Source organism: Planctomycetota bacterium, assembly GCA_035384565.1.
In the GTDB taxonomy this organism is placed as follows: Bacteria; Planctomycetota; PUPC01; order DSUN01; family DSUN01; genus DAOOIT01.
Window position 1 is genome coordinate 86,528 of the sequence record DAOOIT010000002.1, and the last position, 22,103, is coordinate 108,630.

At 68.9% G+C, this 22,103-nt stretch carries 12 protein-coding genes; 10 read left to right on the forward strand and 2 right to left on the reverse strand.

What is annotated here, in order from left to right:
* The 8 genes from PLE19_01105 to PLE19_01140 all read left to right on the forward strand — a co-directional run.
* Positions 1-1,292, forward strand: a 1,292-nt coding sequence (locus PLE19_01105) for a PKD domain-containing protein (GenBank protein HPD13515.1), incomplete at its 5' end; no start/stop codon positions are given.
* Between the two features lie 147 nt (positions 1,293-1,439).
* Positions 1,440-3,818 (forward strand): ABC transporter ATP-binding protein, encoded by a 2,379-nt coding sequence (locus PLE19_01110; protein ID HPD13516.1) that lies wholly within the window; start codon positions 1,440-1,442, stop codon positions 3,816-3,818.
* A 47-nt stretch (positions 3,819-3,865) separates the two neighbouring features.
* Positions 3,866-4,390, forward strand: coding sequence for a DUF1854 domain-containing protein (locus PLE19_01115; GenBank protein ID HPD13517.1), 525 nt, complete (start codon positions 3,866-3,868; stop codon positions 4,388-4,390).
* A gap of 205 nt (positions 4,391-4,595) precedes the next feature.
* Entirely contained in the window at positions 4,596-5,870 is a 1,275-nt protein-coding gene (locus tag PLE19_01120; protein HPD13518.1) for an SGNH/GDSL hydrolase family protein, read from the forward strand.
* 5 nt (positions 5,871-5,875) lie between these two features.
* Positions 5,876-6,916, forward strand: coding sequence for a glycosidase (locus PLE19_01125; GenBank protein HPD13519.1), 1,041 nt, complete (start codon positions 5,876-5,878; stop codon positions 6,914-6,916).
* A gap of 173 nt (positions 6,917-7,089) precedes the next feature.
* The gene (locus PLE19_01130; GenBank protein HPD13520.1) at positions 7,090-10,014 is read left to right on the forward strand and encodes a PQQ-binding-like beta-propeller repeat protein; all 2,925 of its coding nucleotides are present in this window, start codon (positions 7,090-7,092) and stop codon (positions 10,012-10,014) included.
* 14 nt (positions 10,015-10,028) lie between these two features.
* Positions 10,029-12,338 (forward strand): LEPR-XLL domain-containing protein, encoded by a 2,310-nt coding sequence (locus PLE19_01135; protein HPD13521.1) that lies wholly within the window; start codon positions 10,029-10,031, stop codon positions 12,336-12,338.
* 117 nt (positions 12,339-12,455) lie between these two features.
* Entirely contained in the window at positions 12,456-13,865 is a 1,410-nt protein-coding gene (locus PLE19_01140) for a DUF6298 domain-containing protein (protein ID HPD13522.1), read from the forward strand.
* Positions 13,866-15,245: 1,380 nt separating this feature from the next.
* Here PLE19_01140 and PLE19_01145 read toward each other — a convergent pair.
* Complete coding sequence (locus PLE19_01145; protein HPD13523.1) at positions 15,246-16,808, reverse strand: DoxX family protein; 1,563 nt, start codon at positions 16,806-16,808, stop codon at positions 15,246-15,248.
* Between the two features lie 154 nt (positions 16,809-16,962).
* Between PLE19_01145 and PLE19_01150 the strand changes: the two genes are divergently transcribed.
* The gene (locus PLE19_01150) at positions 16,963-18,276 is read left to right on the forward strand and encodes an MFS transporter (protein ID HPD13524.1); all 1,314 of its coding nucleotides are present in this window, start codon (positions 16,963-16,965) and stop codon (positions 18,274-18,276) included.
* Positions 18,277-18,287: 11 nt separating this feature from the next.
* Positions 18,288-20,894: a hypothetical protein gene (locus PLE19_01155; protein ID HPD13525.1), complete on the forward strand. Its 2,607-nt coding sequence runs from the start codon at positions 18,288-18,290 to the stop codon at positions 20,892-20,894.
* Between the two features lie 212 nt (positions 20,895-21,106).
* Here the strand turns inward: PLE19_01155 and PLE19_01160 are convergent, their stop codons facing one another.
* Positions 21,107-21,949, reverse strand: a complete 843-nt coding sequence (locus PLE19_01160) for a prolyl oligopeptidase family serine peptidase (GenBank protein HPD13526.1) — start codon at positions 21,947-21,949, stop codon at positions 21,107-21,109.
* Positions 21,950-22,103 lie beyond the last annotated feature (154 nt).

The window sequence follows — 22,103 nt, forward strand, 5'->3', positions numbered from 1 at the left end:
CGCCGGGCACGTACGACGTGACCGTGACGGTCGGTGACACCAGCTACGCGCACGACCAGATGGGCGTGTACCTGGAGGGGAGCCCGGTGGACAGCCTCACGACGGCCAAGGGGCAGTTCCTCACCCCGAGCTACACGGCCGTGGTGCTGGACGGCCAGCTCACGCTGCGGTTGACCGACCTGGGCGGGGCCGACGGCTCGGTGGTGCTCAACGCCCTGCGGGTCGAGCGGGTGCCGGGCCAGGCGGGCATTCTGCTCAGTGCGACCTCGGGGCTGGTGACCACGGAGGCGGGCGGCAGCGCACAGTTCACCGTGGTGCTGGCCACGCCGCCGACGGCCAACGTCACGATCGGGCTCTCCTCGAGCGACCCGAGCGAGGGGACGGTCTCGCCCACGAGCCTGACCTTCACGCCGGCCAACTGGAGCCAGCCGCAGACGGTGACCGTCACCGGCGTGGACGACGCGGAGACGGACGGCGACGTGGCGTACACCATCGTCACGGCGCCCGCCGCGAGTGCGGACCCGGCCTACAACGGGCTGGACGCGCCCGACGTCGCGGTGACGAACGAGGACAACGACGGGGTGAAGTACGCCTTCGACTTCGGCACGGCGGCCTCCCCGGTGGAAGCCGGCTACGTGCGGGTGACCGAGGGGACCGCCTACGCACCCAGCCTCGGCTACGGGTGGCTCAGCGGCACCGTGGGGAGTGCGGACCGCGGGGCGCCCGACGCGCTCCGGCGCGACTTCGTGCACGGCACCACGATGACCTTCGGGGTGGACGTGCCGCCGGGCACGTACGACGTGACCGTGACGGTCGGTGACACCAGCTACGCGCACGATCAGATGGGCGTGTTCCTCGAGGGCACCCAGGTTGACACACTGACCACAGCCAAGAACCAGTTCCTCACCCAGACCTACCGGGTGGCGGTGAGCGACGGGCAGTTGACGTTGCGCCTCACGGACCTTGGGGGCAGCGATGGCTCCGTGGTGTTGAATGCTCTGAGGATCGCCACGGCTGTGGTAGCGCCCGGGCTGGCGCCAGCGGCGGAGCCCCTGTCGCTGGTCGTTCTGCCAGAGCGGGGCGCAGCCCCTCTGGAGGTGACGGGGTTGGGAATGGGCGCTCCGGCCGGGGCGGAGTACGCGTGGGACTTCGGCGATGGCTCGACGGCAAAGGGCTCGTTGGCGGTGCACACCTACGAATCGCCGGGCACATATGTGGTGACCCTCAAGGCAGCGGGCCAGGCTGTCCAGGCAATCGTGGTCGTGACAGAGGCGCCGCCGGCGGCAAGGTAGCGGAGCTCTCTCTCGTCCGTGTCCCGGCGTTGACAGCGAGGGGAATCCCATGTAATCTAGTGGACGGGCCGGCGGGTGTGGCCGGGTGCTTCGCTGACGCGACTCGCCCCCGCGGAGGGGGTGTTTTCCGATCTTGGACAGGGAGAGATGACAGAAGACGTTTGCAGTCTCCTCCGGGTGATGCCGGAGCCGCTGCGGGCGGAGCTTGCGCGGCAGGGCATCTCCGAAAGCCAGGTGCTGCTGGCGACGGATTCGGACCTCGACTTCAACGGCAACTACGCGGAGCATTGGCTGGTCATCACCGCGGAGTCGGTGCTCACGTTCGCCCTCGACGCCGACGGGGCGCACGCGGGGCCGCGCTTTGAGGTGAAGGACCTAGAGAAGGCCGAGGCAGACGCGCGCGTGGGCAGCGGCTTCGTGCGCGTGAAGACGGCCGCGGGCTGGCTTTACGTCATCCGCTTCTCGAATGCCCAGGCCAACAAGTTCACCAAGGCAGCCAGCAAGCTGCGTCTGATGCTGCGCGGCGTGCCGCTGGTGTGCACGCCGGCCGACGATGCGGACATCCGCCGCTGCCTGAAGTGCAAGCGCATGCTGCCCGAGGGCACGAGCGCCTGCCCCCGTTGCATCTCGAAGCGCCACGTGTTCGGCCGGTTCGCCCGGCTGATGATGCCCTATTGGCCCTATGCCGCCACGGCTATCGTGCTGGTGATCATCAGCATCGGCCTCAACCTCGTGCCGCCCATCCTCACCAAGACGCTCGTGGACAACGTGCTCCACGAGCAGGCCGCCGAGCGCCCGCTGCCCCGGTGGTTCGCCCTGGTGACGCGGGCCTTCGACGCCCGCGCGCCGATTGACTGGCTGCTGTTGCTTGTCGTGATCCTCGTCTTCACCCAGGTGCTCCAGATTCTCGTGGGCATCCTCAAGGGGCGCCTCTCCACCATCATCGGCAACCGCGTGAGCTACGACCTGCGCCTCAAGGTCTACGAGCACCTCCAGGCCCTCTCGGTGCGCTACTACGACAAGAACCAGGTCGGCTCGCTCATGACCCGCGTCGCGCACGACGTCGAGGACCTCCAGGGCTTCATCTGGCAGATGACCAGCGGCTTCCTGTTCAACATCCTCATCATCGTGGGCGTGCTCATCGTGCTCTTCACGATGAACACCCACCTGGCCTTTCTCGTGCTCATCCCCGTGCCCTTCGTGCTCGGCTCCACTTACGTCTTCTGGCACTACATCCTCCCCAAGCACTACCGCTACTGGGACAGCCGCTCGAAGATCGCCAACGTGCTGTTCGCGGCCCTGGGCGGGGTGCGGGTGGTGAAGGCCTTCGCCCAGGAGCAACGCGAGTTCGAGCGCGTGCGCAGCTACTGCGACCGCCTGCGCGGCGCGCGGCTGGGGGTGGACATCGCGTCCACCACCTTCTACCCCATTGTGGGCTTCGTGTTCAGCCTGGGCGGGCTGATCGTGTGGTACGTGGGCGGGCGCGACATTCTCGACAAGGTGGAGGGCTTCAGCCTCGGCACGCTCATGGCCTTCTTCGGCTACCTGGGCATGTTCTACGGCCCGCTCAACACCCTCATGTCGCTCTCCCAGTGGCTCACGTCGTTCACCACCCAGGCCAACCGCGTGTTCGAGGTGCTCGACACCGAGCCCGAGATCCAGGAGGCGCCCGATGCCGTGCCGCTGGACGTGCGGGGCGCGATCAAGTTCGAAGGCGTGGTCTTCGGCTACGACCCCTACGTGCCGGTGCTCAAGGGGATCGACGTCGAAATCCACCCCGGCGAGATGATCGGCATCGTGGGCCAGAGCGGCTCGGGCAAGACCTCGTTCGTCAACCTCCTGTGCCGCTTCTACGACCCCACCGAGGGGCGGATTCTGATTGACGGCGTGGACCTGCGGAAGATCAAGCTCAGCTCCGTGCGCAGCCAGATCGGTCTCGTGCTCCAGGAGGCGCAGCTCTTCACGGGCACGATTCAGGAGAACATCGCCTACGGCCGCCCCGACGCCAGCCTGGCCGAGATCTTCGACGCGGCCAAGGCGGCCAACGCGCACGACTTCATCGTGCGCATGCCCGACGCCTACGACACCCGCCTCGGCGAGCGCGGCGCCGGGCTGTCGGGCGGCGAGCGCCAGCGCATCTCCATCGCCCGGGCGCTCCTCTTCAATCCCAAGGTGCTCATCCTCGACGAGGCCACGTCCAACGTAGACACGGTGACCGAACGCGAGATCCAGAAGGCCCTCGACGCCTTGACCAAGGGCCGCACTACCATCGCCATCGCCCACCGCCTGTCCACCCTGCGCAACGCCGACCGCATCTTCGTCTTCGAGGAGGGCAAGGTCGTCGAGGTCGGCACCCACGAGGAACTCCTCGCGCGCGACGGCCTCTACGCCAAGATGGTCAAGATTCAGACCCAGCTCACGAAGGACAAGGAATCGGTGGACGACGTTCGCGCCCTGGCCGCCGAGGAGTCCGACGCCAAGTCCAAGGGCCAGGGCGCCGGCAAGGCCGACGAGAAGAGGCCCTGAGACGCGCCCCCGGGTGGGCGTCGCGGGCGACGAGAAGGACGAGGCCGATGGCTGACAAGTACGAAGGCATCCGCATCTTGGGGCCGGCCGACATCCGGTTCCACTACAACGACCTCGGCCAGCTCCGCGCCACCCTGGCCGACGGCACGGAACTCGACGAGGTACTCGTCTACCGCACCCGCCCCATCTCGGACCCCGACCGCTACATCTCGATCCGCGTGGGCGCCACGGCCACCGAGCAGCGCGAGATCGGCCTCATCCGCACCCTGGCCGCCCTCGGCCCCGACCAGCGCCGCCTGCTCAAGGAGGCCCTCGACCGCCGCTACTTCATCCACCTCATCTCCGAGATCCACTCCCTCACCGAGGAGTTCGGCTACCTCTACTGGGACTGCGAGACCGACAAGGGCCGCCGCCAATTCCCCACGGCGCGGTGGGACCAGAGCAAATGCGTCCACGCCGGCAACGGCTGCCACATCATCACCGACGTGGACGGCAACCGCTATCAGATCGCCGACATCGAGAAGCTCGACCCCGAGAGCCGCGCGCGGTTCCGCCGCTACATCTACTGGTAAGCCGCGCCCCGTCCGCCGGGCCGCGCGGCGACGGACGTCACAACTGTCGCTCGGCATCCAGGCTTCTCCGCTCATCGGACGGGAACCTCCCGCAGGTTACGGAACTTGCGGGAGGTTTGCTGTGGCAAGGCCGCCGCGTACAATAGGGCCGCCTCAACGATGTGAGCACACCCCTCACCCTCTTCGGAAAGGCGCGAAACCTCCGATGACCGCACAGTTCGCCTCCATTGCATCCGTGCTGGCCCTGGCCGCCCAATGGGCGTCGGCCGCCGCCACGCCGAGCTTCTCCGACTTCGACGCCCGGGCCAGAGCCGGCGAGCGCCTGCACGTGGTCTTCTTCGGCGCCTCGCTCACCTGGGGGGCCAACGCCACCGAGCCGAACCTCACGTCGTACCGTGGCCGCATGGCCGATCTCCTCGAAGAGCGCTATCCCCAGGCACGGTGGAAGTTCCACGACGCCGCCATCGGCGGCACGGGGTCGCAACTGGGCGTCTTCCGCCTCGACCGCGACGTGCTGCGCCACAGGCCCGACCTGGTGTTCCTGGACTTCTCGGCGAACGACGATATCTACAGCGACTCGCCCGAGACCCTGGCGAGCTACGAGGCCATCGTCCGCCGCATCATCACCGAGGCCAAGTGCCCCCTCGTCATCGTCCTCTTCCCGTTCCAGTGGAACGTGGCGGCGGGAACGACCGACGGCATGAAGCGCCGCGACGTGCATCTCGCCCTCGCCAAGGCCTACAACGTGCCGGTCGGCGACGCCATCGCGCTCGGCCAGCGGCTCGTCAGGGAGGGCAAGCTCACGATTCCGCAAATCTGGCCCGTGGACGGCGTTCACCCGGGCGATGTGGGCTATCGGATGTTCGCCGACGCCGCGTGGCAGGGCTTCCTCCAGGGCGTCGAGGGCAAGCTGGCGTGCGAGGCGCCGTCCAAGATGCTTTACGCCGACACGTACATGGCCAGTGCCCGCGTGCGCATCTCCTCCCTCGGCAAGCTGCCCGCGGGGTGGCGAGTGGGCGCACCCCACCTTACGTCGGCCTGGTACGACGCCCTGATGTCGCGCTGGCTCGACGACCTGGCCATCGCCTCAAACCGCACGACGGCGCCCGACCCTGAGACGAAGAAGGATAAGGCCGTGCCTCAACAGGCCGCGCCGCTCAAGGTGAAGTTCAGCGGCTCGATGGTGATGCTCTTCGGCGAGAAGACCCTCAAGTCGGGCAAGTTCCGCTGCACCCTCGACGGCAAGGTGGTCGAACACAAGGACTGGGCGACGAAGAAGACGCTCACCGAGTTCGACGCCTCGGCCAGGCAGTTCGGAGGCAACACCCACCTCACACAGGTCATCGCCGAGGGGCTGGACCCCGCGGCCGAGCACACGCTCGCCATCGAGCCGATCTTCGACGCCGACGCCGAGCAGGAGCTGCGGCTCGAGAGCATCTGCGTGGCCGGCGGCAAGGCGAAGGTCTGGCGCGAGGAGTAGCCCGCATGGCCCCCACGTTTGCCCGCTGCCCGGCGAATCCCATCGTCACGCCCGGCCTCTTTCCCTGGCGGATGGCTACGGTGTTCAACCCCGGGGTGCTCTATGAGGACGGGCGGTTCTTCCTCTACGAGCGCGCGGCGGGCAGCCTGCGGCCCTTCATCTGTTCGATTGGCCTGCTGGAGAGCGCCGACGGCGTGCGCTTCCGTCACGCCAGCGATCAGCCCGTCTTCACACCCGAAATGGCCGGCAGCCGCCACGGCAGCGTGCAGGACCCGCGCGTGGTGAAGCTCGGCGACACGTACTACATGACCTATGCCTTCCGCCCCTACGCCTGGCACTGCTACCCGACCGGCCTGGGCGTGCCCGAGTCGCACCAGCCCGAGATCGCCGGCGTGCGCTTCACGCCCGAGGAGAACCAGACCCGCAGCGGCATCGCCGTCTCGCGCGACCGCGTGCACTGGGAGCACCTGGCTTGGGCCACCCCGCCCGAGCTGGACGACCGCGATGTGATCCTGTTTCCCGAGAAGATCGGCGGCCGCTTCGCCATCCTCCGCCGTCCGCTCCGCTTCGTCGGCACCGACACGGGGCACGGCGGCGACCTGCCCGCCATCCGCATCAGCTTCTCCGACGACCTGCTGAGCTGGACCCCGCCTGAGGTCATCGCCCTGCCCGAGCAGGCGTGGGAGGGCAACCGCATCGGCGGCTCCACGCCCCCGATCCGCACGGAGGCGGGCTGGCTTGTGCTCTACCATGGCGTCGAGGACCTGTATCCCACCACGCGCCGCGTGTGCTATCGGGTGGGGGCCATGCTTCTGGACCTGGCCGACCCCCGCAGAGTCCTCGCCCGCACCCGTCGCCCTCTCATGGAGCCCGAGGCCTACTACGAGAAGTTCGGACTCTACATCCCCAACGTCATCTTCCCCACCGGCAACGTCGTGAAGGACGGCTTGCTGTGGCTCTACTACGGCGTGTGCGACACCGCCATTGCCCTGGCCACCGTGCCGCTCGATGAGCTGGTCGAGCACCTGCTGGCCAAGCGGCGCTAACGCCACTTGACGGCGCGGGCGCCGTTTCGTAGGCTCATAGGGAGTTAAGGTGCGCGCAAATGCCCGTAGAAGGAGGCTCTGGAATTACAAGAGTTCACCGAATTACCTCGTTCGGCGTGTGCCTGGCGCTCACGTTAACCGGCGGCCTTGTCCGTGGGGCCGACGAAGCTGCGATGGCGAAGGAGGTCCTTCAGGCTGCGATGCTGAAGACGGGCCTGGCCTTCCACATCGGCTGCGGGCGGGCAGAGTCGCCCGGCCTCACGGCGGCGCTGGCTGAGCAGGGCCTGGTGGTGCACGGCCTGGCCCTCGACGAGGCGGCCGCCGCCCGCGCGCGCAAGGCCATCGAGGCGAAGAACCTGGCCGGCCGCGCGATGGTCGAGTGCGTGGCCCCCAAGCCGCTGCCCTATCTCAACGACCTGGCGAACCTCGTGGTGGTCGAGGACCTGGCGGCCCTTGCCGCCGCAGGCGTGACCCGCGACGAACTGCTCCGCGTCCTCGCCCCAGGCGGCAAGCTGTGCATTCTCGAAGCCGGCAAGTGGGCGGCAACCATGAAGCCCCGGCCGCAGGAGATGGACGACTGGAGCCACCCGCAGCACGGCCCCGACGGCAACATGGTGTCGGCCGACAAGGCGTTCAGGTTCCCCATCGGCTTCCGCTGGATTGACGGCGTGCCGATGAACCTCGTGCGCTGGGCAGGCGTGCGCGGCTGGGTGGTGGCCAACGGCCGCTGCTTCACCCTCAGCTCGACCCAGCTCGAAAACGTCGGCCTCCGCGAGAAGCCCCACTACCTGGTCGCGCGCGACGCCTGGAACGGCCTGCCGCTCTGGAAGATCAACTGCGAGACGACCGACGACGGCTCGTACCTCACCTGGACGAACGCCGGGCCGCTCGCGGCCGACGACGCCCGTGTCTACGCCGTGAAGCGGGACAAGGCCATCGCCGTCCACGCGGCCACGGGCGAGATCGCCTACACCTGCCCCAACCGGTTCCCGCCCTGCCGCCTCCTGGTCGCCGAGGGCCTGCTTGTGTGCTCGTGCTGGCAGGAGCGCGACTTCTCGCAGGCGCCCTGGCACAGCTTCGACAAGCCGAAGGAGAAGGACCCGAACGACCCCACGAAGGAGATCGCCAAGCCGCCGCGGCCCTCCCTGTGGTCCACCTGGATCGCCAAGAGCGGCGCGGGCGCGCTCGAGGCCTACGACGCGGCCACGGGCGCGGCCCGGTGGTCGCTGCCCTTCGCCGCCGACACAATGGTCGCGGCCGACGGCGTGCTCTACGGCATCGTGCAGATCGGCAACCCGCCCTCCGAGCACCAGCTTGTGGCCATTGGCCTCAAGGATGGCAAGGAACGCTGGCGCACGTCGAGCGCCAAGCTCGGCCCCGAGGCCGACTTCCAGCTCAACGTCGCCGGCCCCGGCTACGTGATTGTCGCCCGCCGCAAGGCCAACGCGATCCTGGCCTTCTCGGCCAAGGACGGCACGTTGCTGTGGCAGACCCCGTCGGGCGCGCACTGGACGCCTGTGGTGGACGGCCTGGTGTGGGTGGGCAACAGGAAGCTCGACCCGCTCACGGGCGAAACCCGGGGCAACCTCGCCCACGGCGTCGGCGGCCAGGGCTGCACGCCCTCGGCCATCGTCAACGACGTGCTCACCCAGAGCCGCGGCTGTTCCTACGTGCAGCTCCCGCCCGACAACGATCCCGCCAGAGGCAGAGCCGAGGGCCTGCGCTACGACGGCGCCCGCGGCGGCTGCATGGAGGGCATGGTGCCCGCCAACGGCATGTTCTACACCGCGCAGAACAACTGCGGCTGCGCGCCGGGCCACGTGTACGGCTTCCTGGCCATGGGGCCTTCGGGCGCGTGGCCGAAGGCCGACGACTTTGCCAAGGCGCGCCCGGTCGAGAAAGGCCCTGCCTTCGGCGCCGTCGAGGAGACCTCGGTCGGCGTGGCCGACTGGCCGTTGTTCCTGGGCAACGCCGCGCGCAGCAGCGCCTCGGCCGCGCAACTGCCCGAGAGCCTCAAGGAGGCGTGGAGGACCCAGGTCGCCTCGCCCGGCGACGGGTTGCTCGGCACCACATGGCGCTCGCGGCTCGAGTCGCCGCTGAGCGCGCCCACGGCGGCCTACGGCATGGTCTTCGTGGCGAAGACCGACGCGGGCCAGGTGGTCGCCCTTGACGCGGCCACGGGCAAGCCGGCCTGGCGCTTCTGGGCCGGCGGCCGCATAGACACCCCGCCCACCCTGCACCGCGGCCTGGCCCTCTTCGGCTGCCACGACGGCTACGTATACGCCCTCCGCGCGCAGGACGGCGCGCTCGCCTGGCGCACGCGCGTCGCCCCGTGGGAGCGGCGGATGGTGGTCCACGGCCAGATCGAGTCGGTGTGGCCGGCGGTTGGCACGGTCCTCGTCCACGATGGCGTGCTCTTCGCCAACGCGGGCCGCACGTCGGAGTCCGACGGCGGCATCGCCCTCGTCGCCCTCGACCCCGCCACGGGCAATCCGCTATGGGGCGGGGCCGTGGCCCCCGGGCCGCTGCGCCAGAACGACCTGCTGCGCGTGAGCGACGGCAAGCTCCTCTGGCAGCACGTGCCCATTGACCCGAGGACCGGCGCGGCCGACCTCAAGGCCCCCGTGCCCAAGGGGGCCAGCCAGGGCGGCCTGATGGACGGCACTTGGACCGTCCTCGGCAAGCGCCGCGCGGGCAACGCCTTCGCCACGGGCAACGTGCGGGCCGACCTGTTGGCCTGGAACGACGCGCTCGTGGCCACCCCCCAGGCCGCGATTCCGCAGGAGGCGCAGAAGCCGGCCAGCGAACTCGAAGAGAAGCCTGCCCCGGCGAAGGGCTGGAACGCGGCGCTGCCGGCCAACGCGCAGGTCGAGGCCCTGGGCCTCGCGGCCAACGCCGCCATCTACGCGGGACGCCTCCGGAGCGGCGCCGAGGGTCGGGCGGCCGGCTTCCTCCTCGTGCTCTCGGCGGCCGATGGCAGGAAGCGGGCCGAGTTCGCCCTCGCGGCCCCGCCAACGTTTGAGGGCATCGCCGTCGCAGGCGACCGCCTCTTCGTCGCCCTACAGGACGGCTCGCTCGTGTGCTTCGGCAAACCCTGAGAGAGGAAACCGCCATGTCGCACCCGTCTCCCTCCGCCCGCCCGCGCCAGCCCCGCCGCCTGGCGCTCGAGGCTCTCGAGCCCCGCTGCCTCCTGAGTGCGAACATCACCTTCGCGGCCGGCCTGCTCTCGGTCGTCGGCGATGCCGCCAGCGACTGGATTCAGGTGACCGACAACGGCGACGGCTCCGCCATCGTCGCCGTGCCCAGCGACCCCGCCAACGCGGCGCCGGTCCTCTACGTCGGCGTCACCGACATCCTGATCCAGACCGGCGACGGCAACAACCGCGTGGACTACCGCCTCGACGCCGCGGCCGTGCCCTCGGGCCTCTTCGCCCCCGCCAATGCCACCATTCAGGCCGGCCTGGGCAAGGATACCCTCTACATCAACCTGTTCCTCCCCGCCGTCCAGAACGTTCTCGGGCAGGCGGTGGACCTGGCCGTGGACCTGGTGGGGGGGAAGAACATCCTCCAGTTCTGGGCCGACGGCGCCTTGCCCGGCGTGGGCGAGTTCGCCGGGCTGGTGAACCTGAACCTCCTGGGCGGCATCAGCAAGGACAGCGCGAACCTGAGCTTCTCAGACCTCTACACCAACGTGACCATTGACACCCTCGGCGTGGGCGGCAAGGACAGCCTGCTGATGGACTACAGCGGCGTGCCCGTGGGCATGCCGTCGCCCCTCACGGTGCGCATGAGCGAGGGCAAGGATGTATTCCGCCTCTCGGCCTCGTCGCCCATCCCCGGCGACCCCGCCTCCGACGGGCTTCTCATCGCCTTCGACGGCCTGGGCGGCAGCGACTCGTGCTCGATGTCCTTCTTCGACATCTTCGCGAGCGTTCTGCTCGACATGGGCCTGGGCAACGACTCCGTGGCGATCTCCTACAACGGGCTCGCGGGCAGCGGCTTCTCCAGCGTGCTGGCCGACCTGGGCGAGGGCAAAGACAAGTTCACCCTGACGGCCTCGTCGCCGCTGCCGCTCGTGCCGCCGGGCACGGGGCTGTTTGTGAGCCTCGACAGCCAGACCAGCCTCTCCGCCTCGCTGTCATTCACCGACGTGGCGAGCCAGGTGCTCATCAACGGCGACCTCGGCAGCGACAAGGTCGCGCTGCGGTACCGAGGCGTGCCCGACAACAGCTTCGTCATCGCCGACCTGGGCGAGGGCAAGAACTCGTTCACCCTCGACGCTCGCGCCAACCCCCTCGACCTGCCGGGGATCGCGCCCGGCGCCCTCGATGTCCAGGTGCTCGGCGGCAACGTGTCCAACACGGCGAGCCTGTCCTTCTACCACGTCTTCCCCAGCATCCTGGTGGACGTGGGGGAGGGCAACGACGGCACCTACATCACGATTGACGGCCTGCCCGTCGGGTTCACGGCGCCGATCAACGTCGCCATGGCCAACGGCAAGAACGTCTTCCAGATTCTCGCCAAGGGCGATCCGCCCGCCGGTCCGCCGCTGGGCGCGCGCGGCGGCCTGTCGCTCAACCTCACGGGCGGCTTCGGTTCCGACATCGCCTCGATGTCCTTCTTCGACGTCTGGACCGATGTCACGGCCAACCTGGGCGACGGCCCGAACAGCGCGAACATCCGGCTCGACGCGCCCGTGAGCCTGGCCAACGGCGGCGCCGGAGTCCTCGGGGCCAACACGCTCTTCGTGACGGGCGGCGTGAGCAGCGACCTGTTCAACCTCACCCTCGGCTCGCCCGCCGGCACGGCCGGCGCCGTGGCCGCGCTCGGCTCCCTCGCCGCCTTCCTCGACGCCGGCGGCGGCCCTAACACCGTCAACCTCACCGTCGGCGGCGACGTGGCCCTGGGCCAGGACATTGCGGTCACCGTCTTCACCGGCGCCGGCAACGACCTCCTCAGCCTCATCTCGCGCTCCATCTTCTGCGACGGCTCGGTGCGCCTCGCCGCCGACCTGGGCGCCGGCTTCGACCTGTTCAATGGCCTCGTCGTTGCCGACGTCAACCCCACCGGCCTCGTGGACGTGGCGGTGGGCCTGGGCGCCAGCACCGACGACTGCAACCTGCAATACCGCGGCCAGATCAACGGCGACGTGAAGCTGCTCGTGGACGGCGCCGACGGCAACGACACGATCCAGGCCTACATCATCCCCACGGTCGGCAGCGTGGGCACGCTCCAGGCCGAACTCTACGGCGGCCTCAACAACGACAACCTCTCGTTCCTGATGTGGGGCCTCCAGGGCCAGTTGCCTGCCCTCACCACCAATCTGCTGGTGGACGGCGGCCCCAACTTCGACATCGGCTGGGTCGTCAACGGAGTTCCCGTGCTGAACATCGAGGAACTGCACATCGCCCCCGCGCCGTAAGCCGCCAGGCGCCGAATAGGCAATCCGCGAATTGGGCGAACCTGGCGATTGTGATTCGCGTGCTTCGTGCGATTCGCGGTTCGCTGCTGCGAGCCAGCGCGCCTCGGGAGACATGCCATGTCGGCAACGCTGTGGGCTTGCGGACTCGGGGTCCTGGCCGCGCTCACAGCGGGCGAGGCCGGTGCCGCCGGGGAGCGGCCGCCCGCCAGCGGGCCGCTCCGCATCCACCCCGCCAACCCGCGCTACTTCGCCGACGCCAGCGGCAAGGCCGTCCTCCTCGTCGGGTCCCACACCTGGAACAACCTGCTCGACATGGGCGTCACCGACCCGCCGCCCCAGTTCGACTTCAACGCCTACCTCGACTGGATGGTGAAGCTCGACCACAACTTCATCCGCCTCTGGGCCTGGGAGTTGCCGTCCTGGGACCCCAGCGCCAATAACCAATCGTGGAGCCAGCGCAAGCGCTACTTCGCCGCGCCCCAGCCGTGGCTCCGCACTGGGCCGGGCCACGCGCGCGACGGCAAGCCGAAGTTCGACCTCGACAAGTTCAACCCCGACTACTTCGAGCGGCTCCGCGCGCGTGTCGAGGCCGCGGGCCAGCGCGGCTTCTATGTCTCCATCATGCTCTTCGAAGGCTGGTGCATGCAGTTCATCGCCGACGCCTGGGCCAACCACCCGTTCAACCCCGCGAACAACGTTAACGGCGTCAACGGCGACCCCAATGGCGACGGCAAGGGGCTCGAGGTCCACGAGTTGAGCGTCAAGGCGGTCACCGCCGTCCAGGAGGCATACGTCCGCAAAGTCATTGACACCGTGAACGACCTCGATAACGTCCTCTACGAAATCTCCAACGAGAATCACCCGCCCTCCACCGAGTGGCAGCACCACCTGATCCGCTTCATCAAGGACTACGAGAGGGCCAAGCCGAAGCAGCACCCCGTGGGCATGACCTTCCAGTACCGGGGCGGGAGCAACCAGACGCTCTTCGACAGCCCGGCCGACTGGGTGTCGCCCAACCCCGACGGCGGCTACCGCGACGACCCGCCGCCCGCCGACGGCAAGAAGGTGGTGCTCAATGACACCGACCACCTCTGGGGCATCGGCGGCAATCAGGCCTGGGTGTGGAAGAGCTTCCTGCGCGGCCACAACCCGCTCTTCATGGACCCCTACGACGGGCGGATCCTCGGCGGGCGCTTCGAGGCCAAGTATGAGCCGGTCCGCCGCAGCATGGGCTATGCCCTGAAGCTTGCCCGCCGCCTCGACCTCGCGGCCCTGACGCCGCAGGGCGCGCTCGCCTCATCGAAGTACTGCCTCGCCAACGCCGGCAAGGCGTACCTCGCCTACGCGCCCGAGGGCAAGGTGACTGCGGACCTCTCGGCCGCGAAGGGCAGCCTGAGCGTCGAATGGCTCGATGTCAAGACCGGCAACACGGAGAAGGCGGGCAGCGTCCGGGGCGGCGCATCGCGCGAACTCACCGCACCGTTCCAGGGCGAAGCCATTCTCCTCCTCACCGCCACAGGCCCATGAACGCGAGGGTGGGCGGGGCGTCCCTGCCCCGCGACCCGAGGGACGGCAGAACGCGGCGCCGAGGCTCCGCCCGCAGGGCCGCACACGCTTGCCGTTCGCCCCCTGCTCCCTTCTCCCCCCATCTGCAAAATGGCAATGCCCCCTGATCTTGACGGCCCGGAATTCTCAAAATCCTGCCCTCATGTCGCAACTATAGACTCAACAAGGACTTCCACGGCGAGAAACCCTGGCCAATCTGCGCCCCATTTCCCGGAAGGGACGGAACGAGATGCCCTGCGTTTGGCGCCGAAGACGAATGGCGTGAAGTTAAGGTGCCAAGGGCGTTTCAGTCCGCCACACGGCGGGCGGCAGGTGGTAGCCACGGGCGTGAGCCCGTGGAACGGGGCGGCCCAACCACGCTAGGGGCGGCAGAATCTTAGGTTACGCACGTCTCCTCAGAGTCTCTGTCGCCCCCGGCGAGGGCTTGGCCGCGGGTGGCACTGCGATCCACCTCCTATCGCCCTTTCGGGCTTGTCTTCACGCCATTCGGGTGTGATCCTCAGTGCACTGCTTGCGCGCCTCGGCGCGCGGGGGTATACGGAATAAGTGAGGATCCGCCGGTTTGCCTGGCCGAACGATTGGGTGGAGCATATCGCAGAACACGGGGTCCGTTCGAAGGCGGAACTCGTGGAGGGGTGGATTGCCGAGAAGCTGGGTGCGCTCTGGCGTTCGCCGTCTTAGCCCCCGAACGGGGGCGTTTGGGCCGTAGCCCGGGGCGACCGAAGGGAGCCCTGGGAACCGGGTACCCCCTTCATGAGCCCCAGAAAGGGGCGATTCATGCCTTTCTGAATCGCCCCCTTCGGGGGCTCTCGCATGGGTGGGCCGCTCTACCCAGGGCTCCCAGAGATCGCCCTGGGCTACGGCCCGGTCGCCCACTTCGTGGGCTGCCAAGCCGCCCGCGCCCGCGACGATGGGGAGTGCGAGTCTACCCGCAGGACTCAGCGTTCGCTTGTGACCGCGCGCGTCGGCTCAACGACCTTGACGCCAGGCGGTCGGGGAGGAGCCATCACGGCAGAGCCCTGAGCTGACTCTTGCCTGCGACCCCGGCTGATAGTGAGCAGGGCGACGCCATTTGCTCCGAGCAGCATGCCGACAACGGTGAGGAACCCACCCCAGCGCGCCTTGCGCAGCATTCCGCACACGCCCATGACAATGGCAACTGCACTTATCATGCCAAGTGACGACGCTGTCGTCAAGTCCCTGCCACTGTGGCAGGCGAGAAAGGAGATGGCGAAGACCCGACCCCGGGGCGCGCAGAAGCGGTCGACTCTGGGAAGTCTGGGCAATTCTGACATGTTGTGGTCGGATACCGATGAGACCACAACTGGTCGTGTGTGCGCCTCACGCCCTCCAGGGCCGCTCGCGCTGCTGGTTCTCGGCGAGGGCTTCGAGGGCGATGTTGATGTCGCCCACGATCTGGAAGTCGTACATGCCCACGCACAGGAAGTCGGCGCCGTTCTTGAGGGCGTAGCGGAAGGCGTCCTGCGGGCGTATGGCGCCGGCGGCGAGGGTCTTGAAGGCGATCCAGGGCTCGGGCCGCTCGCGCATGAAGGCGATGGTCTCGTCGGGCTTGTCGCACCAGAGGTTGTCGCACTCGTCCTTGCCGTCGCGGCCTGACCAGTAGCGGTGGTGGTGGAGGGTCTTCATCCAGAAGTCGGGCTTGAGGCCCGCCTCGACGCAGCCCTTCACGGTGGCCAGCTTGTGGCCGCCGACGCCCGCGGGCACGCCCAGGGCGCGGATGGCGTCGAGCACCTTGCCGATCTGGTCGAACTGCTTGCGGGCGGCCATGGCGTCGGCCATGCCGCCGTGCACGTAGCAGGCCGCGGCGCCGAAGTCCACCGACTTCTTCGCCATCGTCACCAGGTCGCTGCCGCCGCAGTCGGAGATGAACTGAATCTTGCCCAGGCCGCGGTCCCAGTACTCCTTGATGATCTCGCAGAGGACGGGGTTGGTGAGGAAGGCGTTGACGCCGCACTTCTCGGCGAGCGCGAAGGTCTCGAAGACCTTCCACTTGTGGTGGTACTGTTTCACCAGGGCGTCCACGTAGATCAGGTCGCGGGCGTGCGCCCAGCCGCCGATGTGGTTGCCGCCGAGGATCACGCGGCTGAGGTCGAGCGTGCCGAGCTTCGCGTGCGGCACCTGGCCCTTGAGATCGGCAAGCGTGGGGAACTGGAAGGACTTGATGGTCGCCGAGGTCACGGCATCCACCTTGGGCTGCGCGGGGGCCTTGCCGGCGAGGTGGGCGGCGAGGGTTTCGGCCTCGCGGCTGCGCCAGCCGAGCTTCCTGAGAAAAGCCAGCACCAGCGCGCCCACGGCGGGCACGCCGATGAGGTTGGCCAGCACGGCCCGGCGGCCGAGGGGGTCGGGGTTCACGGCCTTCGCCAGCTCGCGGTCGGTCGGCCCCTCATGGCGAGGGGCCTCGGGGCGCGGCTCAGGGGCGGCCTCGCGCCGCCGCCGCCAGAGGGCCGCGGCGAGCTGGTCGAGGCCGAGGAGCAGGCTCCTCGGCGTCGCGGCCACGGCGGCCAGGGCGAGGAGTTCGACGAGGTTCTTGTTGATGAACAGGTAGTGGCCCTCTACGGGGCCGGCCTGCGCCCCGAAGAAGGGCGGGTAGGCGGCGTAGTAGAGCGCGAGCAGCAGCATGCCGCCCGCAGCCGCGAGGCGCGTGAAGGCGCCGAGCATGAGAGCCGCGCCCACGAGCGTCAGGCCCCACACGTTCGCCGCGTTCACCGCCTTGAGCGCCGCGGGGCTGGCTGCGATGGCCTGGAAGGCGCCGGCGAGCGGGCCTTGCGCGTTCTGGAGGTAGCCGGCCGCGCTCCACGCGGGGTCGGCGAGTTTCACGAGGCCCTCATACAGGAAGTGCCAGCCGATGGCGATGCGCAGCAGGGTGAACATCACGCTTTGCACGAGGCAAATCTCCACTCTTACACGCGGCGCGTGCGGGGCAGGGATAAGGTCCGCTTCCCCAATTGTAAGCTGAGTTGGCGCGCGCAGTCAAGCCGTTTGACAACCGCCCGCCTGGCGCATACGGTATGGGAACCACCCTCCGAGGAGCCTGCCCGTGAGCGAGCCCGCCTCATCGGCCGACGTGCCCTGCCGCCACAAGGCGGTGCCGGCCCGCCTGTCGGCGATGTTCTTCCTCCAGTGGGCCACGTGGGGCGTGTATGCGCCGCTGATGGGACGGTGCTATGGCGCATCGGTGGCCGAGGGGGGCCTGGGCTTCAGCGAGTGGCAGATCGGCCTGCTCTTCGGCCTCCCGGGCACGCTTGGGGCGTTGCTCGCGCCCTTCATCGGCGGGCAGCTCTCCGACCGCTATTTCTCTGCCGAACGGCTCCTGGGCGTGTTCCAGATCGCGATCGGCGCGACCCTGTGGACTCTGCCGACGCAGAAGCTGTTCTCGTCGTGGCTCGTGCTCACGCTGATGGTGAGTCTGATGTCGGCCCCCACCGTGTCGCTGGCGAACGCCCTGGCGTTCGCGCACCTGCGGGACCCGAAGGCGCAGTATGCCCGAGCGCGCCTCTGGGGCACGATCGGCTGGATCGTGGCGGGTTGGGGCTTCGCGATGATCTGGCTTCAGACCGGCATCCAGCCGCAATGGCTGCCGCCGTTCTTCAAGGGGGTCGAGGCGCCCGACGTCACCTGCCGCCTCTTCGACGCCATTCGCGCGGGGGCGGTGCTCTCGGTGGTGTTCGGCCTCTACGCCCTCACGTTGCCGCACACGCCGCCGAGGCGGGCGGGCGTGGACCCGCTGGCCTTCCGCAAGGCGTTCGGGCTGTTCCGCCATCGGTCGTTCACCGTGCTCATGGCCACGGGGTTCGTGCTGGCGGCGGTGCACAACATCTATTTCATGCAGACCTCGAAGTTCCTGCCCACGCTGGGGCTGCGGCAGGCCGACATCCTGCCCGCCATGAGCACGGGGCAGTTCGCCGAAATCCTGGTCATGGCGGTGCTCGGCTGGATGCTCAAGCGGCTGGGCTTCCGCTGGGTGCTGGCCATCGGCGCCTTCGCCTACGCCCTGCGGTTCGCCATCTTCGGCGCCACGTGGCTCCCGCTGGGCGTGATCGTCGCCAGCCAGTCGCTCCACGGCGTGTGCTTCGGGTGTTTCATCGCCGCGGCCTTCATCTACGTTGACCACCTGGCCGACAAGGACATCCGCACGTCGGCCCAGAGCCTCATCGGACTCGTGCTGGGCCTGGGGCCGATCCTCGGCGGCTTGTTCAGCGGCAAACTGGCGGGCCTGTGCACGCCGGAGGGGGGCAAGCTGAACTTCTCGCCCTACTGGTACACCCTCGCCGCCCTCAGCCTCGCGGCCACGCTGTTCTTCGTCGCCTGCTTCCGCGACGAATCGCCCCAGGAGGAGCAGACCACCTCGTAAGGACTCGCCCGATGCGAATGATGGCGATTTTGTGGACACTCCTGGCCGGCCTCGCGCCTGGCGCGACGGCCTCGCTCGACCGCCCGTACGGCCTGGCGTTCGACGCCGCGGGCAACCTGCTCGTCACCTGCCGCGGCAGCAACTCGGTGGTCGTGATGTCGCGGGCTGGGGAGAAGGTGCGCGAGTTCGGCGGCGACCGGCTGGCCAACCCCGGCGGCCTGTGCGTGTTGCCCGACGGCCGGGTCGCCGTGGCCAACACGGGGAAGAACGAGCTGGCCCTCTTCGACGCCAACGGTGCGTTCCTGCGGGCGATCGGCGGCCTGGCCGCGCCCGAGGACGTGGCCGCCGGGCCGAACGGCCGCCTCTACGTGGCCGACACGGGGAACTCGCGCATCGCGGTGCTCGACGGGAAGCTCGAGGCCGTGGCCTTCGGGATCACCGAGGCCGGCGAGCCCGCCGCGAAGCTCAAGGGCCCCGCCGGCGTCGCCGCCGCGGGCGGGACCCTCGCCCTGGCCGACACAGCGAACAGCCGCATCCTCCTCCTGCCGCTCCTCGACGGGCCGGCGGAGGTCGCCAGGCCCACGGTCATTCCCGTCGAGGGCGCCGCGCCCCGCGCCCTCACCTTCGGGCGAGGGGGGCGGCTCTACGTCGTCTGCGGCCAGGAGGTGCGCGGCTACGACCCTCGCGGCCGGCAGTTCGGCTCCTTCACCGCCGGCCTCATCCGCGTGACCATCAGCGTGGTCTTCACGCCCGGCGGCCTCGCGCTCGACGCAGGGGGCAACGTGGCCGTCGTGGACCAGCACACCGCGCGCGTGTTCGTCACGAACCGCGACCTGCTCACGCCTTCGCCCGAGCTGCGCCTCGACCCCCGCGACCCCACGACGGCGGTCCTCGAGTGGCAGAGCCCCTCGCCTCAGCCCACGCTGGTGGACTACGGGCAGAGCGATGACTACGGCCTCCAGTTCAGCGACCCGACGCCGACGACCCGCCACCGCGCCGTGCTGCGCGGCCTCGAGCCCTCTACGCGCTACTGCTACCGCATCCGCAAGCCCTTCGAAATGGTGCCCGAAGCCTCGAAGCCCGTGCCCGGCTTCTCGCTCCGCCACCAGAAGAAGCACCACCAGCGGCTCTTCGAGGGCAATGTCTCGCGCAACTACACCTTCGCCGCTCTGCCCCAGGCGGGCAAGACCGATTGGGCGGCGCTCCCCACGCTCGTGCTGGTCTACAAGAACGTGAAGTTCCCCGCCGACAAGGACGGCAAGCAGCCGCCGAACCGCGTGATTGACGAGGCGGATATCGCCACCCTCAAGAGCGAGATGGAGACGTATCGCGTGTGGGCCTGGCGCCAGAGCGGCTGCAAGCTTAACCTCGACTTCACCTACGTGGTGGTGGACGCCGAACGCGACCACGCGGCCCTCGGCGACAGATCGCGAGTCGTCCTCGACGACGCCCTCAAGGGCGTGACCGCGCAGGGCAAGGACCTTCGCGCCTTCTGGAACGTGCTCGTCGTCGGCACGCACGGCTGGTACGCCCACTACCTCGACGGCCCCGTGGCCGGAACGGAGTACGAGCTGGGCGCCTGCTTCTGCGGCTTCGGCCACGGCCAGAAGCCCGGCTGGTGGTGGTTCCCCGTCCACGAGCACGGCCACCTCATCCACTCGATCTTCATGAACAGCGAGATCGAGACCTTTGCCTTCCCCGACGCACCCTGGACGATGCCCGGGCAGTTCGGCGAGGACTTCAGCTTCATGGCCGCCAACTACCGCCGGCAGGCTCCGCGCTCGTGGCTCACGCTCCGCACAACCGTCATCCAGACCAGCGCCGATGCCAACGGCAACGGCGTGCCCGACGACGATCTCCGTGTGCCCCTCGACGAGAAGCGTTTCGGCTGGACCCCCGCGATGGGCGGCGACTGCCTCACGCGCCTCATGGCGGGCATTCGCACCCCCGGCTATCCGGGCGGCACCGACTCCGATTTCGACGGCAGAATCCACAAGCTCAACGAGGGGGAGTTGCACTGGATCAACCGCCGCATTCCCCGGGGCAACATCACCCTCGACGGCAAGCTGGCGAAGGGCGAGTGGCGGGAGCTCTACTCGCTCCCCAACCTCACGACGCCCCCCGCGCACCGCGGCCTGAAGGCCCGCCTCTTCGTGGCGTGGGATGCCGCCCACTACTACTTCGCCATCCAGAGCGACAAGCCGGTGATCGCCGGCTTCGACCTCGACGGCGCCAACGACGGCTGGTTCCACGGCCGCGACAACCTGCGTTTCTCGGTGCGCCCGCCGATGGCCGGGCGCCCGCTCGAGGCCAGCGGCGCCATCTGGGACTTCCTCGGCAACAAGATCAACATCCACAACGGCCAGCACTGGTATCGCGAGGCCTACAAGCCCGGCGACATCCGGGCAGCCGTGGGGGAACAGGACGGCTGGCACGTGATCGAGTGCGCCGTGCCCGCGCGGCCCGAGATCGGCATCGCTCCCGGCCGTCGCGCCCGCTTCGCCCTTCGAGCCTACCTGTGGTGGGACCAGCCCGACGCCCCCATCCCGCAGACCAGCTTCCTCGACGGCGAGTCCTTCGTCTACGACCTCGAGTGCGCCGCCCCCTGGCCCTGGTAGCCGCGGCCAGGCGTCGCCCCGTGCCGCTGCATACCGTGTCATGCTGAGCGGAGCCCGCCTCCTGGCGGGCGAAGTCGAAGCATCTCTCAGGGGAGAGACCGATCCCAACGCGCGACACCTCCCAGGGCTGGCCACACTGAGAGATCCTTCGCTCCGTTGCACTCCGCTCAGGATGACATGTTCGGGGTCTCGCGCCTGACGAGAAACGCGGGCTATCGCAAGTGCTTGAGGATGAACTCGACGGCGGGCGTCGGGTCGTCGAGGCCATGCGGGTGGTGGCCCAGGCCCTTCTTGATGTGGAGGACGACCGGGCCGCCGAGCTTCTGATAACGCTCGTAGACGATAGCGCCGTTCTCCTCGAAGGGCACCACGTCGTCGGCATCGCCGCAGAGGAGATAGAGCGGCACCTTGGCCTTGGCGAGCGGTTCCAGGTTGTCAATCGGGTTCTTCTGGTAGGCCAGGGCCTCCGCCTCGGACGCGAAGTGGTAGTCGGCGAGCAGCTTCTTCCAGTCGCCGGGGCTGCCTTTGCCGCGCCCTTTGCCGCCGGGCCAGCTCTTGAAGTCGAGCACGGCGTTGTCGGCGAGGATGGCGCCCACCTTGTCGGTGTTGTCCGCCGCCCAGTTGAAGCAGTAAAGTCCCCCGCGGCTTAGCCCCTCGAGCACGGGCTTGCGCGAGAGGCCGTACTTCTCAGTCATCTCGCGGTAAAGCACGTCCCAGTGCTTCAAGGCGTCGGGGCAGCCGAAGGTGTTGCCTACGCCGATGTAGACCAGGTGGAAGCCCTGGGCCAGGAGCGCCAGGTCAATCTGCGGGAAGGCGTCGAAGAACTCCGCCCTCCACACCCACGGCTTGCCCGCGGCCGCCTGCTTGGGCGCGACCACAATGGCCGGGCAGCCGTCCACCTGGAAGTCGTAGCGGGCATAGCCGCGATACTCGGATCGCCGCCCCGGCAGAGGAGCCGCAGGAGCCTGCTCTCCGCGCGCCGAGGGCAAGGTCTCCGCCGTGCACAGGGCCACCGCTAGGAGGGCCAGAGCGACAAGCCACGTTTCCGAGTGCATTGTGGGTTCTCCTCTCGCGGCATTATGCGGATCACGCGGGTCACGTCAAGGGCCAGCGGCCGGGCGCCTGGCGCGGCGCCCGTGAGGGGCTATGGGATCATTCGGTCGCTTCTTTGACATCGTGCGGACCCTGGGCTAGTCTTACTCTTGGCAA